Consider the following 15,038-nt stretch of genomic DNA (forward strand, 5'->3'; position numbering starts at 1 on the left):
CCCAGCGGCCGAAGCGCCCGCGCCGCAGGCGCAAGTCTCGGCCGCTGGGACGCGAGCCACCAAGGGGCCGCGAACACGCAGCGCCGCAGGCGCTGCCAAATCAACACAGCACTGCCGATCAACACGACTACTGTGACAATCATGCTTGCCGAACAGGCCGCCGAGGCGATCGCCGAACGTACGGGAGTGCCGCGCCATCGCGTCGCTGTGGTGTTGGGATCGGGCTGGCAGGACGCGGCCGCGGAGATCGGGTCGCCGCGCGCGTCGGTGCCGATGCCGGAGCTGCCCGGGTTCGCCACGCCGAGCGCACAGGGCCATTTGGGTATGGTCCACTCGGTCGAGGTGAACAACACTTCCGTGCTGCTGCTGATGGGCCGTCAACATCTCTATGAGGGCTACGAGCCCACCGAGGTGGTGCACCCGGTGACCGCCGCTGTCGCGGCGGGCGCGGAAATCATCGTGTTGACCAACGCCGCGGGCGGCATCCGCTCCGGCCTGCAGGTCGGCGAGCCGGTTCTGATCAGCGATCACCTCAATCTGACCGGCCGCACGCCGTTGTCCGGCGCGACGTTCGTCGATCTGGTCGACGCGTGGGATCCCGGATTGCGGGCGCTGGCGCGGGAGGTCGACCCGAGTCTGACCGACGGCGTGTACGCGAGCCTCACCGGTCCGCAGTACGAGACGTCTGCCGAGGTCCGGATGCTGCGCACGCTGGGAGCGGACCTGGTCGGTATGTCGACCGTGCTGGAGGCGATCGCCTGCCGTGCGCTCGGCGCGAAGGTGCTCGGCATCTCACTGGTCACCAACTTGGCCGCGGGCGTCACGGGGGCACACCTGTCGCATGCCGAGGTACTCGCCGAAGGCAATGCCGCTGCGCCGCGGCTCGGCAAACTGCTGCGTGGCGTGCTGGAACGGGTGTAGATGCTGCGCTTCGGCACGGCGGGCCTGCGCGGGCCGCTGCAGGACGGCCCGGACGGCATGAATGTCACCACGGTGACCAGGGCGACCGCCGGGATCGTGGCGTGGCTGCGCGGCCGGTGCCTCGGCGGCGGCGCGGTGATCGTCGGCCGCGACGCGCGGCACGGGTCCACCGAGTTCGCCACGGCGACCGCGGAAATCTTTGCCGCCGCGGGATTTTCGGTGACGATGTTGCCGCGTCCGCTGCCCACCCCGGTGGTCGCGTTCGCGGTGCGCGATATGGGCGCTGTCGCGGGTGTGCAGATCACCGCGTCACACAACCCCGCCACCGATAACGGCTACAAGGTGTATCTCGATGGCGGGGCGCAGCTGATCGCGCCCGCCGACACCGAAATCGAGCGCTGCATCGAGGCGGTCGCCGAGCCGGTCGCTCGCACACCGGTCGCCGCCGCGAACGACGATGTGGTGCGGCGTTATCTGCGGCGGGTCGCCGAACTGCCCGCGTTGCTCGGCGGCCCCGGCGAGCGCGCGCGCATCAGGATCGCGCTCACTCCGCTGCACGGCGTCGGTGGCGACCTCGCGGTGCGGGCACTCGCCTCGGCGGGTTTCACCGACGTCCACGTGGTCGGCGAGCAGTTCGAGCCGGATCCGGACTTCCGCACGGTCGCGTTCCCGAACCCGGAGGAACCGGGTGCCACCGATCTGCTGCTCGCGCTTGCCAGCCGAGTCGGCGCCGATGTCGCGCTCGCGCTCGACCCGGATGCCGATCGTTGCGCGGTCGGCATCCCGCTGCCCGACCGGTCCTGGCGGATGCTGCGCGGCGACGAGACCGGCGTGCTGCTCGGCGCCCGGGTGCTGGGGACCGCGGGTCCCGGCGCGCTGGTGGCGACAACGATCGTGTCGTCGCGGCTGCTGTCCAAGCTGGCTCCCGCGCGCGGCGGGCGCTATGCGGAGACCCTCACCGGCTTCAAATGGCTGGCCCGCGCGGGCGATGGCCTGGTGTACGCCTACGAAGAGGCGATCGGGCACTGTGTCGACCCGGTGACGGTCCGCGACAAGGACGGCATCTCCGCCGCCGTGCTCATCGCCGACCTGGTGGCCGCGGTGAAGGCGGCGGGTCGCACGCTGAGCGACGAACTCGACGACTACGCGATGGAATTCGGCCTGCACTCCGGTGATCAGGTGTCGCTGCGACTGGCGTCGGCCGAAGCCGCCGCCGCGGTGGTCGCCCGGGTGCGGGCGAGTCCACCGGACGATATCGCGGGCGAGCCGGTGAAATACATCGATCAGCTACAGGTGCGCGGCCGAATGCGGACCGACGCGCTGATCTTCGAGGGCAGCTCGTCGCGGCTGGTCATCCGCCCGTCCGGCACCGAGCCGAAATTGAAGTGCTACCTGGAGGTGGTCGAGCCGGTCGGTACCCGGGCCGATCTCGCCGCCGCGCGTGCCGCTGCGCACGTGCGGCTTTCGGCGTTGGGTGATTTCTGCCGAGCACTTTGATCACTCGGCGCCGCGCCGCCGACCCACCGATCAGCGTGGGCCGAACTGCCGATCGCCCGCGTCGCCGAGGCCGGGCACGATGTAGGCGTTCTCGTTCAGTCCCGCGTCGACGGTGGCGGTGACCAGGCGCACCGGGAGGCCCGAGTCCGCCAGCGCCGCAATGCCTTCCGGGGCCGCGACTACGCAGCATGCGGTGATGTCGGTAGCGCCGCGGGCCGCGAGCAATTCCACGGTGTGCCGCATCGAGCCGCCGGTGGCCAACATCGGGTCGAGGACGAAGACGGGACGCCCGGCGAGATCGGCGGGCAGCGATTCCAGGTAGGGAACCGGCTGGTGGGTCTGTTCGTCGCGGGCGATGCCGACGAAACCGACTCTGGCGTCCGGGATCAGTTCGGCGGCCGCGTCGATCATCCCGAGCCCGGCGCGCAGCACGGGAACCAGCAGCGGCGGCGCGGACAGCCGGACGCCTTCGGCGCCCGCGACCGGCGTGACGATCTCGAATCGTTCCACCGGCGCGTCGCGCAGCGCCTCGTAGATCAGGATCCCGGTGAGATCGCGCAGCGCGGAACGGAAGGCCGCGTTGGCCGTTCGTTCGTCCCGCATCGTGGTGAGCAGGGCGGCGGCCAGGGGATGGTCAACGGTGTGGGTGCGCATGAGGGAACGATAAAGTCGGTCGGGGGTGTGCCGCCCGACCTCCACCCAACTTTTTTCCGAACCGGTGGAACCGAATGCGAAGAGCGCGCGTCGAACCAAGTGGATGACGTACTCTGCCTGGGAACAACAGATGGGGGAAGCTCTGATGCGAAAGATGTCGGCGGACACCGAGGGCATCGCAGCCTATGGCGAAACCGCCCATGTCATGGCGGGTGAGATGGCGGCGGCGGGGGTACGTGCGGCGGCGGCCGAGCCCGCGTTGCTCGGCCCGATCATGGGGCTGGTCGGTGGCGACTTCATGGCCGCTTACACCGCGGCGCATGCCGGGCATCTCGCCTCGATCGGTCAGCTCTCGGCGGTGCTCGCCAGCGTGGGTGGCGCGGCCGTCGGCGCGGCCACCGTGCTCACCGAGACCGATACGTCCCGGGCGAGCGCGCTGCGGACCGCGGCCGCCGAACTGGGGTGAGCCGATGATCGACGTGAACGCGCTGGCCACACCGATCCTCGATCTGCTCGCGAGCTTCGGCACCGGGGTGTTGCCGACCGGCGGGCCTTCCGATGCCCTCCGCGACACCTCGAGTTTGCTCGACCAGATCCACCGGACCGGTCGCGACAGCATCAACGGCATGAACGCCGCGTGGGACGGGCGCGCCGCCGACGCCGCCACCGCCAAGGCACTGCGGGTGCAGACCTCCGCGGCGATGATCTCCGACCGCGGCAATGACATGGCGACTGTGGTGAACCAGGCCGCGGCAGAGGTCGAGAAAGGCCAGCAGGACCTCACCGGCATCGCCCAATCGTTCGTGCACACCGCGTCGAGTATGGGCCCGGCACTGGGAACGCCGCAGGGGCTGACGCTGATCGTCGGCTCGGCGATAGACCATCTCGGCCAGGCGCTCACCGTGGTCGGCCGCGTGCAGAACGAACTCACCACGCACACCGCGTCGATGAACGACCTGACCCCGCCACCACCGACCCCGCCGCCCGCCGGCCTGCCCGGTCCGGCTCCTGCCGTACAGCAGCTGGGATCCGGTCTGGTCACCGGCGCGGGCCAGCTGATGAGCACCGCGATGAGCGCACCGCGCCCTTCGCTGCAGTCGCAGCGAAAGCCCGGCACCACCCCGGGTGCGCCCCGGCCCGACACGGGTTCGCCGGGACTGCCCGCCGACGGCAAGGGCGTGCGGATCACGCTGCCCGACGGCAGCGTCGTGGAGGCGCCGAACGAGCAGGCCGCCACGGCGGTCCGGTGCGCGGTCGGCACCGTCGGCACGCCGTACGTCTGGGGTGGAAACAGCCCCGGCTCCGGGCTGGACTGCAGTGGGCTCACCAAGTACGCCTACGGCGAAGCGGGTGTCGACCTGCCCCGGCTCGCGGCAGAGCAGGGCAACGGAGCCACGCCGGTGTCACCTGGTGACCTGATGCCCGGCGACCTCGCGATCTGGGACGGCCATGTTGCCATGGTGATCGGCAACGGGCAGTTCGTCGAGGCAGGTGACCCGGTCCAGATCAGCTCGATTCGAACGGAGAACTCAGGCATGGACTTCTACGGCTTCTACCGGCCCACCGCATGACCGGTCAGGCCGGTAGGCGGCAGCGCAGCGTGACCACGAACGGCCCCGGCCATGCCAGAAAGGACACCGCATGACCGGTCAGGCCGGTAGGCGGCAGCGCAGCGTGACCACGAACGGCCCCGGCCATACCAGAAAGGACACCGCATGACCCGACCCCAGGTCCCCAATGTCACGGTGGCGGGGAGCAGCAATCGTTCAGGCACCATTTCGGTTCGGGCGACCGATCAGGGCATGCCGGTGGAGATCAGGTTCGAGCGCAGCGAATATCGTTACGGCGCGCAATCTCTCGCCAACGAGATCTTGCGGCTCACGCAGCGCTCCGCGATCGCGGCGCGCGCGCGACGACGCGAACTGCTCGCCGAGGCCGGCATGCCCACGGACATCCTCGACCGGCTCGGCCTACCCAGCCGCCAGCAAGCGGTGGACGAGTTGGACCGTATCGACGATGCGGACACGGGACCGACGACCTGGATGAGGCCGGTATGAGTGCGGAAATGGATGCGCTGGTCGCCTCGGCGACCGAGAAGTTGGCGGCACTGGAGGCCGCGCTGCACGGCTTGCAGCAGGTGCGCGGTCGGTTCACCACCGAGGACGGCGCAGTCGGCGTCGAGGTGAACAGCGACGGCGCGCTGGTCGGTCTGAGCTTGTCCGAAGCGGTCACGGCACTGCCGCCCGCCGAGGTCGGACAGCTGATCATCTGGGCCTGCAGGCAGGCCGCCGAGCATGCCGGCACGCAGCGCTCGAAGGTCGTTGCGACACTGAACGAGTCATTCGTTCCCCTCGGGCAGGAGCCCGGAACAACCAAAGCGGGCGGGCCGGATAGTGCCTGACGCAGAAGGTCGATAGGCTTCCGCTCATGGCTTCTGGAGACATCGTCCCGATCGAGCTCGGCCTGACCGACGGCGATCTCGTCACCCTGTGGGCACCGCGCTGGCGAGACGGTGACGACGAGTGGGAGGCATTCCTCGGACATGAGGATTCCCTCTATGGCTTCGAGTCCGTCGCGGAGCTGGCCGCGTTCATCCGCACCAACTCCGATAACGACCTCGTCGACCATCCGGCGTGGAAGGTCGTCGCCGGGCTGTCGGCGGTCGAACTGGAGCCGGAGGAGAACTTCACCTTCGACCTGGTGGCCGTACCGGAACTCGCCGCGGGCGAACCCGATGTGGACACCATCGCCGAGTTGGAGGACACCCTCGGCATGGTGCGCAATATCGGCGAGGTCTGCGAGCTGGAGACGGTGACGAAGTTCTTCGGTTCGCACCCGGTCCTCGGCGCACTGCCCGGCGGGATCAGCGCGTTCGTCGGACGCGACGGCGAGGAGCTGTGGGACCAGATCGGCGCCGCGATCGCCAAGGGCTGGGACGATGTGCTCGACGCCATCGACTCCGTGGTGCGGACCCCGGAGGTCGACGCCGACGCGGTCGCGGTCGCGGAAGCCGAGTTGCTGGCCGCCGAGGAGAACGTCGTCGACGCCGATGACGTGGCCGACAGCGAGGAGGACGAGGAGTTCGAGTCCGTCGACCTCGACGAAGACGAGAAAGACGACGAGGACGAGGACGACGACGAGTCGTTCTGGCACGAAGTCGGCATCGACCCGGTGAAGATCGTCACCTCCGAGGGCAGCTTCTTCACGCTGCGCTGTTACCTCGATGACGAGCCGATCTTCCTCGGCGCCAAGGGCGCGATCACCGTGTTCCCCTCCGAGCGTGCGCTCGCCCGCTACCTCGCCGACGACCACGAGCACGAACTGGCCAGGGTGAGCACGTTCGCCGACGTACAGACCGCGGCGGTCGACGGCTCCCTCGAGGTCGAGGTCACCGACGAGAACGTCTACGTATTGCCCGGCCTGGCCGACGACTTGGCGGAGGGACCGGAGGCGGTCGACATCGAACAGCTCGACTTGGCGGTCGAGTTGTTGACCGACGCCGCCGACTACGCCGACGACGACTCTGTCGAGCAGGCGCTGGCGCAGTCCACTCCGCTCGGCTGGTACGTCTCCTACCTGCTGAACCCGGACCCGACGAGGATGGCGCCCAACCCGCCGTTCACCGCCGAGGCACAGTCCTGGCGGGAGCTGGAACGTGCGCTCGAATCCCGTCTCGACCAGCAGTAGCTAGACCAACCGGATCCAGACCTGTTCGGCCTGCCCGAGTAGGCGGCCGTTCGCGCCATACACCGCTGTCGAGGCGAAAGATTTGCGGCCCTGTTCGCCGTGATTCGCGCCGACCACGACGCACGGCTCACCGATCTCGGGCATGGCATGCACAGTGGCGGTCATGGCGCCGAGGAGGGCGGGACGGTCGACCATGTCCGGCAGCGACCAGCCTCCGGGGCAGTCCATCGCTGCCCACAGCACTGCGGGCCCGGGCGGCAGCGTGTCATCGGGGATCCATGGGGCTGCCACGCAGCCTGCGCCGATCGCGCCGGGCGCGATGCGCAGACCATCCGCACGGCCGCTACCGCACACGAAACAGGACGCGAACATCTCGTTGCTCCGATAAGTAGCCGATGCCGTGGCGGCGTCGTCGAACGAGGTTCGCCGCGGCGCGTCCCGTTCGAAGTCGCCCGCCTTCGCCTCCGCGACCAGAACGGCACCGTCGTACAGCGCCGCAGCACGTAGCTGGAGCGGCCGCTCCAGCGGCGGTGGGCTGCGCAAGATCACCGTCACTGTCGCCTCGTCGCACTGTTGGGCCAGCAGCCCTGCGACGTAGCCGCCGTTGCCCGAGTCGGGTGGTCCGTTGAACCGCCGCGGGATCCGCAGAATCGCCATGTCGGCCACGCTAGCGAACGCGATTCCCGACGTCTGTCCGGTTGGTGCGGGACACCGCCACCGACCGTCGTCAACCGGGCGCGACTGTGCGGAGTGGACAACCGGATCCTGCGGTGACGAAACCCCCGCCGGCCGACGCGCAGCATGGCCCGCCGCCGCCGGCACGGCTCCGCACCGCAGTTTCCCGAGCAGCGCCTTCTATCCGAGCAGCACCGCGTATCCGGGTTTGATGATGTCGTCGATGATGCGCAACCGCTCGGGGAACGGGATGAACGCCGACTTCATGGCGTTGATGGTGAACCGCTCCAAATCGGTCCAGCCGTAGCCGAATGTCTCGACCAATTTCAGCATCTCCTGGCTCATACTGGTGTCGCTCATGAGCCGGTTGTCGGTGTTCACCGTGACGCGGAAGCGCAGCCGGGCCAGCAGGTCGAACGGATGCTTGTCCAGCGCGGGTACGGCACCGGTCTGCACATTCGACGACGGACACAGCTCGAGCGGAATGCGCATGTCCCGCACATACTTCGCGACCAGCCCGAGCCGCGCGTCTTCGATCGCGCCGGGCACGCTGATGTCGTCGGTGATCCGCACGCCGTGGCCGAGCCGGTCGCATCCGCAGAACGCGAGCGCCTCGTGAATGGACGGCAGGCCGAACGCCTCGCCCGCGTGGATCGTGAAGTGCGCGCTGTTGGCACGCATGTACTCGAACGCGTCGAGGTGCCTGCTGGGCGGGAAGCCCGCCTCCGCGCCCGCGATATCGAAACCGCCGACGCCACGGTCACGGAAGCGCACCGCCAGCTCCGCGATCTCCCGTGAGCGGGCCGCATGCCGCATGGCGGTGAGCAGGCAGGTCACCACGATGGTGTGGCCTTGCTCGGCAGCGGATTGCTCGCCTTCGCGGAAACCGGCGAGGGTGTGTTCGACCACTTCGTCCAGCGTCAGCCCGCGCTCCAGGTGCTGCTCCGGAGCGAAACGCACCTCGGCGTACACCACCCCGTCGGCGGCCAGGTCCTCGGCGCATTCGCGGGCGACTCGGCGCAGGCCTTCCGGGGTCTGCATCACGGCGACGGTGTGCGCGAAGGTTTCCAGGTACCGCTCCAACGATCCACTGTCGGCCGCGTCCCGGAACCAATCGCCGAGCGCGGTCGCGTCGGTCGCGGGCAGGTCATCGTAACCGCAGCTCGCGGCCAGCTCGAGCACCGTGGCGGGCCGCAAACCACCGTCGAGATGATCATGCAGCAGTGCTTTGGGCGCTTGGCGGATCGAGGCGAGCACCAAAGGCATCGGTCCAGTCATGTAACGACGGTAGCGGCACCAGGCCGAAACAGCAGCCGACTCTCGGCGTGGCAACCATCTCGTTGCCAGGATGAGCCGGAATGAGGCGGCGCCGTCCGCACCGTCCCACCGGGACTTCCGCCGGCTGCGGCATCGACCTAGGCGACAGATCTGGCTTGCGAATCTGCCGGAATCAGGCCGACCGAGGCGGATCAAACACCGACGCGACCGAGCATCAGCGCGCCGCGTGACAAGGCCGAACCTGCCTCGATGGTGATGGCGGCGCGCAGAGCCGCCGAGGCGCGCCGGAATGCCTCTGGAGTGTCGGTGTGCATGGTGAGCAACGGCTGCCCCGCCGCGACGGAATCGCCGGGTTTGGCGTGCATTTCGACACCGGCGCCGTGCTGTACCGGGTCGCCTTGCCGCGTGCGGCCGGCACCGAGGCGCCAAGCGGCGAGCCCGACGTCCCACGCGTCGAGCCCCGTCAGTAGGCCGTCGCGCTCGGCGAGGACGGTCTCGGTGTGTTGCGCGGTGGGCAGCGGCGCGTCCGGATCGCCGCCTTGGGCACGGACCATCGCGCGCCAGTGATCCATCGCTCGGCCATCGCGCAGTACGTCCGCGGGATCGACATCCAGCCCGGCCAGCGCGACCATCTCACGCGCCAAGGTGACGGTCAACTCGACAACATCCGCGGGGCCGCCGCCCGCGAGCACCTCCACCGACTCCGCGACCTCCAGCGCGTTGCCCGCGGTGCGGCCGAGCGGCGTGTCCATCGCGGTGAGCAGCGCTACCGTCCGCACACCGGCGTCGGTGCCCAATTCGACCATGGCCGTGGCCAGTTCACGCGCGGTGTCGAGGGTCTTCAGAAACGCACCGGAGCCGACCTTGACATCGAGGACCAGCGCCGCGGTGCCTTCCGCGATCTTCTTGCTCATGATCGAACTGGCGATCAGCGGAATCGATTCGACGGTGCCGGTGACATCACGCAGCGCGTAGAGCCGCTTGTCCGCGGGAGCGAGGTCGGCGCCCGCCGCGCAGACCACCGCGCCGATGCCCGGATCCGCCAGGATTTCGCGCATCCGCGACACGGGTACCTCCGCGCGCCAGCCGGCAATGGCCTCCAGCTTGTCCAACGTTCCCCCGGTGTGCCCGAGCCCGCGTCCCGACAACTGCGGCACCGCGGCACCGCATGCGGCGACCAGCGGCGCCAGCGGTAACGTGATCTTGTCGCCGACCCCGCCGGTCGAGTGCTTGTCCACAGTCGGTCGGGGCAGGTCGGTGAAGTCCATCCGCTGCCCGGAGGCGATCATCGCGGCCGTCAACGCTGCCGTCTCGCGCCGTGTCATTCCACGCCATACGATCGCCATGGCCAACGCCGACATCTGCTCGTCGGCGACCTCGCCGCGAGTGAATCCGTCCACCACCCAGTCGATCTGCGCGTCGGACAGCTCCCCGCCGTCACGCTTGGTGGTGATGATCGAAACCGCGTCCAGTGCCGTCACATTCGCAAGTCTGGCATGCGGCGGCGACAGTCCCCGGTTCCGGTCGGCAGTTCGACAACCTTGCGGCGCCCTTCGTTCGGGATGGCGGAGCGGCAGCAGGGGCCGGTGGAGGCGGGCCCACGGTGCACTGAGGCAGACATCGACGCGGTCGAGCGAGTGCTGACGAGCGCGGCTCACCGCTGCCCGGCGTCCAGGTCGTCGGGGCCGAAGGCATCCGGAAGAAGCGTTCGCAGCGAGACCGCTCCGGCCTGGTGATCGACCAGGAGGTCGCCGCCGCCATGCTCGTAGAGCAATTGGCGGCATCGCCCACAGGGCATCAGGATTTCGCCGCGGGAATCGGTCACGGAGACGGCCAACAGACGGCCACCGCCGCCCGAAATCAAGTTGCCGACGAGTACGCACTCGGCGCACAGGGCCAGCCCATAGGAGACATTCTCCACATTGCACCCGACCACCATCCGGTCGGCAGTGATCCCTGCAGCACCGACCGGGAATCGGGAGTAGGGGGCATACGCTTTGGCCATCACCTCATATGCGCTGGTACGAAGCCTGGTCCAGTCGATTTCCACGGTTGGAATAACCTCTCTGAGAGAGTGAACTTCCGGATCAGGGAAGGTCGCACATGACGCCTAGTCGAGCATCTCCGGCCGGATGGATTGCCTCGTCCGGTCCCGCTCGGCCCGGCGTCGCTCAGTTCACGGGTGAGTTCTTCGCTATCGGCCCATGGCCGCGCGAACCCCATCGAGGTCCCGGCCTTGTCGATGCATCGCGTGCTGCGCACCGTCATACACCGAACATGGCACAAAACTCCACAACAGCGGTGGTACTCCGCGAAATCAACTGACCCGATCCGTGGCGTTGCTTCAACTGTGGTCGCGTGTCGTGGCGGAGCGAAGGGTTTCTGTTCGGAGTCGAAAAGCTGCGCCGCCTGCGGGGTTGAGGAAAATATCGGCGTCGGGCGGGATGATGTCGGGGAGTTTGCCGCCGAGCACTGGAATCCACCGGTCGACGTCGACATGCGCCTTTTGTAATTCCGCACTGGCGACGACGACGCAGGGCGTGCGGTCGGGTGCGGTACCGAGTAGTGGCTGGTTGTGCTTATCGCAGCCGATTTCCACGATCGAGTCACAGATGGCTTCGACGAGTTCGGTGCCGAGGTTCTGTCCAGCGGCAATCAGGCGTAGTACGGCGTCGATCGGGTCGGTCGGCACGGTCGGGGCGCTGGGGCTGTAGCCAGGGTTCGGTCGAAACGGTCCGACGCTACCGTCGTCGCGTAGTTCCCAGCCGCCGACGATAACGTCCGCGGGCGGGGAGGCGGTCGGACCGGCCTGATCCCAACCGGGATCGACCAACACGAACCAGTTGTTGTGCCGGATGGCTTCCGGTGGCGGGCTCCCCACAGCTCATCATCCTTACGTCAGTAGTTCCTGTAATGCCACTGTCCCATGATGTCCGCCCGCAGAGCCGGACGAATCGTTGCTCGACGTCGCCGCGAATGGACGAATACCCAATATCGAACCTCGACCTCGACAAGGACACTGCTGGTCGATCACACCGCGCCCTCCGCCATCGACCTGTCTATTGCGCGTCTTACCTTTCTTTACGTAACCTTAGCTATTCTCGCGCGATACCAAGGGACACACCATGAGCGACGTGGTCGGACCGATTCTTCACACGGGGCCAGCGGGAGTCATGCGCGAGGCAACCGAGTTGATCGCACGATCACTCGATGGCGCCGCTGGTTCCATGAGCAGCCGGATCGACAGGTTCGCACACACGCTGAACAACTCCGGAAAAAATGTGAACAACGTCGAAGGGATCGGCGCGGAAGTTATCAACCGTAACAGCTTCTCTTTATACGACCGGGGAAGACTCGAGCATATTCACGATATACGCATCCATCCGCTGATCGATCACGAAGGGAACGTTTTCGGAATTTCCTTCCCGACCCGAAAAGCAGACATAGCGACCGGATTTCCCAGTGACGAGGAATTCTACTCTGAATGGTCCCGGATGCCGAACCGGATGGCTGACAGAGAGTTCGTACCCAAGGAACTCATCACCCCGGCCGACGGGGCCGAGCCTTATTGGGAAGAGAAATCATATTCCCATCCCGCCCCATGGTCCGATGACGCCCGGGACGGGATGCTGTATGTGCAGGCGCACGCAGATACGAACGGCATCCATATCGAGGCCAACCTTGGTACCGACACCCATCCCGACTGGCAAATCAAGGTGATCGACGGGGAGTTCTTCGGCAGAATAGTTGCGGCAAACAAGGATTTCCTAGCCGCTTCTCGCGCAGGACCGGATAAACCGCTGCTCATGCTGGTTTGTTCTGCCGGTGACCCCGTGCATGCACATGCTGAGCGCGTAGCCAGGGCTATTCACCATGTTGGCATGAACCATGACGTTTACGCCACGGTCGATGTCAACGCCGCACGCATCGGTACGGGAAAGGGTACTGCGGAGGTGGTCGTGACAGTGCCAGCCAATATCGCGCCCTCCGACGCCATCACAGTCATCCGAGCGCCGAACCTCCTCCCGGACCTCCTCGACGATTGGTAGCACTTCTTCGCGTCGCCGCTTGCGCGCGGTTACGACGGTAGTGGCTGCCACGGACCAGAGCCTCCGCAGGTGGACGGGCAGGGTGTCGCGCTTCACGCCAACACGTCCGGCGAACAGTAGCGGACGACGGAGTGCCGCATAACGTGCCAGTTCTCGCCCTCCCGAGTGGGGCGCTGGCCGGGCCGGCGGCGGTTCCATTCATCCACGGTTTCGGTGACGAGGTCGCAGCAACGACGACGGGTTCATCCCGTGGGCGGCGGGGTTACCGGCGAACGACGGTGGCCTGCACCTCTGCTTCCTCGGCCGTGCCGCGCAGTTGGCGGCGCGACCGGAGCAGCCTGACGGCAGTACGGAGGCCATGGGCGAGTTGCCCGACGCGGATCGACATGCACACCGCCAATGGGATCGACTTGTTCGCCGGCTCTGGCAGCAGGGACCAGCGCGGCCGCTCCAGCCGACACGTTTGGACTACCTCGACAACCTCACCGTGGGCGAAGCACTCGCGGTGTCGGGGAACTCGACGTTGCAGCAGCGTCCATGGGCTGGAGATCGCCGGGCTCGAGAGCGAGATCGGCCAGTTGGATCGCGAGAAGGACGAGTTGCGAGATCTAGTTTTCGATCTGCGCCAGGTGTCGATGAGGGCACTGCTTCGGCTGGAGGGTACGGCGACGAGGGCAATGGCCGAGATCCAAGCGGTGTTGAACAAGCGGGCCATGCATGTAGTGGCCCGTCCCGGTGTGTCGTCGTCCCGGTTCCGCTGTCGCGGCACGGCGTTACGGTCGCCAGGGGCGCGACGACCGCCACCACACGGCCCTTCAACCCGCTCGAGCGCACGATAGCGGAGGGCGAACGAGCCGCGATCAGTTGTTACCGAGGAGTAGCTTATCGCAGGGCGATTGAGACATTCTCCACATTGCACCCTCGCACAATTCGGCCATCGACACAGCGGGCCGCCGCACCGACCGGAAACCGCGAGTACGGGGCATACGCGTGACGCATAGCTTGAATAGCGTTGTCGCGCAACACATTCCACTGAACTTTCGACACCGCGAACCCCTCCCGAGTCGAGCCGAAAATGGCCGCGCGAAGACCACGACGGAACCCCGCACCGATCAAGAAAGGTAAACCTAACCCCGCCGTCTGTCGCGTAACGCACGCCACGCCGAATTAGTTCCGGGATAGCGAGAGGATTAGAGTCCAAACAGATCGGTTCAGGTTCCCGGCGGCGGGCCGGAGTGCAGCCACCTGGGCATTTGCCCCCCAACGCAGCCGGCGTCGGACCTGCAACCGGGTCCATCAACGACGTTGGAGGCACCGCACTCTATGACCACGATTGCAGCTCCGGCTCAGCCGAAGCGGAAGACGCTGTACCGAGGCGACCCCGGAATGTGGTCGTGGGCACTGCACCGGATCACCGGCGTCGCGATTTTCTTCTTCCTCTTCGTACACGTCCTGGACACCGCGCTGGTGCGCGTCAGCCCGGACACCTACAACGAGGCCATCGAGACCTACAAGAACCCCATCGTCGCGCTGATGGAGATGGGCCTTGTCGCCGTCGTGCTGTTCCACGCGCTCAACGGCGTCCGGGTGATCCTGGTGGACTTCTGGTCCAAGGGCCCGAAGTACCAGCGGACGATGCTCTGGATCATCCTCGCGATCTGGTTCCTGCTCGCGGTTCCCGCGGTCGGGCGCCAGTTCTTCTACCTGTTCACGGAGCACTGACATGAGCGCACCCGTCATCGGCAAGTCCTACGACCGCCCGGCCAGCCTGGATCTGCCTCGGTCGCCCCGGGCGCGCTCGAACAACAACTTCGAGAAATACGCCTGGCTGTTCATGCGCTTCTCCGGTCTGCTGCTGATCGTGCTGGTGTTCGGGCACATGACGATCATGCTGCTGCTCGACGGTGGTGTGAAGCGACTCAACTTCGCCTTTGTCGCCGGTCGCTGGTCCAGCCCGTTCTGGCAGTTCTGGGACCTGACCATGCTGTGGCTCGCGCAGCTGCACGGCGGCAACGGGCTGCGCACCGTGATCGCGGACTACTCCCGCAAGGACTCGACCCGGTTCTGGCTGAACACGCTGCTGGCCATCTCGATGATCCTGATCATGGGCGTGGGCACCTACGTCATCTTCACCTTCGACCCCAACATCAGTTAGGAACAGGCCACCTCCATGAGTGAGCGCAGCGAACGAATCATCGAGTCGGCGTGTTTCGCGCGACGAATCATCGACTCGGCGTGCTTCGCACATGCCGGAGCCGACCGCAACGAGGTGCACGC

Annotated in this window: 16 protein-coding genes and 1 pseudogene; 10 read left to right on the forward strand and 7 right to left on the reverse strand. The window is 67.1% G+C overall.

The window, feature by feature from the left end:
• Positions 1 to 141: 141 nt before the first annotated feature.
• A complete protein-coding gene (locus AB0B25_RS29085; protein WP_357186196.1) occupies positions 142 to 921 on the forward strand; it encodes a purine-nucleoside phosphorylase in 780 nt (259 codons plus the stop codon).
• On the forward strand, positions 922 to 2,418 hold the full coding sequence (locus tag AB0B25_RS29090; RefSeq protein ID WP_357186111.1) for a phospho-sugar mutase: 1,497 nt from the start codon (positions 922 to 924) through the stop codon (positions 2,416 to 2,418).
• Between the two features lie 30 nt (positions 2,419 to 2,448).
• Here the strand turns inward: AB0B25_RS29090 and upp are convergent, their stop codons facing one another.
• Positions 2,449 to 3,072 carry a uracil phosphoribosyltransferase gene (upp, locus tag AB0B25_RS29095; protein WP_357186114.1) on the reverse strand — a complete coding sequence of 208 codons (624 nt, stop codon included), beginning with the start codon at positions 3,070 to 3,072 and terminating at the stop codon, positions 2,449 to 2,451.
• A 145-nt stretch (positions 3,073 to 3,217) separates the two neighbouring features.
• Here upp and AB0B25_RS29100 point away from each other — a divergent pair, with 145 nt between their 5' ends.
• The 5 genes from AB0B25_RS29100 to AB0B25_RS29120 all read left to right on the forward strand — a co-directional run bounded on the left by AB0B25_RS29100 (position 3,218) and on the right by AB0B25_RS29120 (position 6,759).
• Entirely contained in the window at positions 3,218 to 3,538 is a 321-nt protein-coding gene (locus tag AB0B25_RS29100; RefSeq protein WP_357186117.1) for a hypothetical protein, read from the forward strand.
• A 4-nt stretch (positions 3,539 to 3,542) separates the two neighbouring features.
• On the forward strand, positions 3,543 to 4,643 hold the full coding sequence (locus tag AB0B25_RS29105) for a C40 family peptidase (RefSeq protein ID WP_357186120.1): 1,101 nt from the start codon (positions 3,543 to 3,545) through the stop codon (positions 4,641 to 4,643).
• Between the two features lie 144 nt (positions 4,644 to 4,787).
• Positions 4,788 to 5,129 (forward strand): hypothetical protein, encoded by a 342-nt coding sequence (locus AB0B25_RS29110; protein WP_357186123.1) that lies wholly within the window; start codon positions 4,788 to 4,790, stop codon positions 5,127 to 5,129.
• The gene (locus AB0B25_RS29115) at positions 5,126 to 5,473 is read left to right on the forward strand and encodes a YbaB/EbfC family nucleoid-associated protein (RefSeq protein WP_357186126.1); all 348 of its coding nucleotides are present in this window, start codon (positions 5,126 to 5,128) and stop codon (positions 5,471 to 5,473) included. The genes AB0B25_RS29110 and AB0B25_RS29115 overlap by 4 nt, the downstream gene beginning before the upstream one ends.
• Positions 5,474 to 5,499: 26 nt before the next feature.
• The gene (locus AB0B25_RS29120) at positions 5,500 to 6,759 is read left to right on the forward strand and encodes a primosomal protein (RefSeq protein ID WP_357186129.1); all 1,260 of its coding nucleotides are present in this window, start codon (positions 5,500 to 5,502) and stop codon (positions 6,757 to 6,759) included.
• Here the strand turns inward: AB0B25_RS29120 and AB0B25_RS29125 are convergent, their stop codons facing one another.
• From AB0B25_RS29125 to AB0B25_RS29145, 5 genes are all read right to left on the reverse strand, one after another.
• A complete protein-coding gene (locus tag AB0B25_RS29125; protein WP_357186132.1) occupies positions 6,760 to 7,416 on the reverse strand; it encodes a hypothetical protein in 657 nt (218 codons plus the stop codon).
• 198 nt (positions 7,417 to 7,614) lie between these two features.
• Positions 7,615 to 8,712: an adenosine deaminase gene (locus AB0B25_RS29130; protein ID WP_357186135.1), complete on the reverse strand. Its 1,098-nt coding sequence runs from the start codon at positions 8,710 to 8,712 to the stop codon at positions 7,615 to 7,617.
• A 191-nt stretch (positions 8,713 to 8,903) separates the two neighbouring features.
• Positions 8,904 to 10,193, reverse strand: coding sequence for a thymidine phosphorylase (locus AB0B25_RS29135; protein WP_357186138.1), 1,290 nt, complete (start codon positions 10,191 to 10,193; stop codon positions 8,904 to 8,906).
• A gap of 173 nt (positions 10,194 to 10,366) precedes the next feature.
• A complete protein-coding gene (locus AB0B25_RS29140) occupies positions 10,367 to 10,762 on the reverse strand; it encodes a cytidine deaminase (RefSeq protein ID WP_357186141.1) in 396 nt (131 codons plus the stop codon).
• A 294-nt stretch (positions 10,763 to 11,056) separates the two neighbouring features.
• Positions 11,057 to 11,593: a type VII secretion system-associated protein gene (locus AB0B25_RS29145; protein ID WP_357186143.1), complete on the reverse strand. Its 537-nt coding sequence runs from the start codon at positions 11,591 to 11,593 to the stop codon at positions 11,057 to 11,059.
• 244 nt (positions 11,594 to 11,837) lie between these two features.
• Between AB0B25_RS29145 and AB0B25_RS29150 the strand changes: the two genes are divergently transcribed.
• Positions 11,838 to 12,761: a hypothetical protein gene (locus AB0B25_RS29150; protein ID WP_357186146.1), complete on the forward strand. Its 924-nt coding sequence runs from the start codon at positions 11,838 to 11,840 to the stop codon at positions 12,759 to 12,761.
• Between the two features lie 897 nt (positions 12,762 to 13,658).
• On the opposite strand, the pseudogene AB0B25_RS29155 reads toward AB0B25_RS29150, so the two are convergent.
• Positions 13,659 to 13,808: pseudogene (locus AB0B25_RS29155) on the reverse strand (cytidine deaminase); the annotation flags it as partial.
• 276 nt (positions 13,809 to 14,084) lie between these two features.
• On the opposite strand from AB0B25_RS29155, the gene sdhC reads away from it, so the two are divergent.
• Both sdhC and AB0B25_RS29165 read left to right on the forward strand, forming a co-directional pair.
• Positions 14,085 to 14,483, forward strand: coding sequence for a succinate dehydrogenase, cytochrome b556 subunit (sdhC, locus tag AB0B25_RS29160; protein ID WP_357079947.1), 399 nt, complete (start codon positions 14,085 to 14,087; stop codon positions 14,481 to 14,483).
• Between the two features lies 1 nt (position 14,484).
• The gene (locus AB0B25_RS29165; RefSeq protein WP_357079944.1) at positions 14,485 to 14,916 is read left to right on the forward strand and encodes a succinate dehydrogenase hydrophobic membrane anchor subunit; all 432 of its coding nucleotides are present in this window, start codon (positions 14,485 to 14,487) and stop codon (positions 14,914 to 14,916) included.
• The last annotated feature ends 122 nt before the right edge of the window (positions 14,917 to 15,038 follow it).

Source organism: Nocardia sp. NPDC049190 (assembly GCF_040648115.1).
Taxonomy (GTDB): domain Bacteria; phylum Actinomycetota; class Actinomycetes; order Mycobacteriales; family Mycobacteriaceae; genus Nocardia.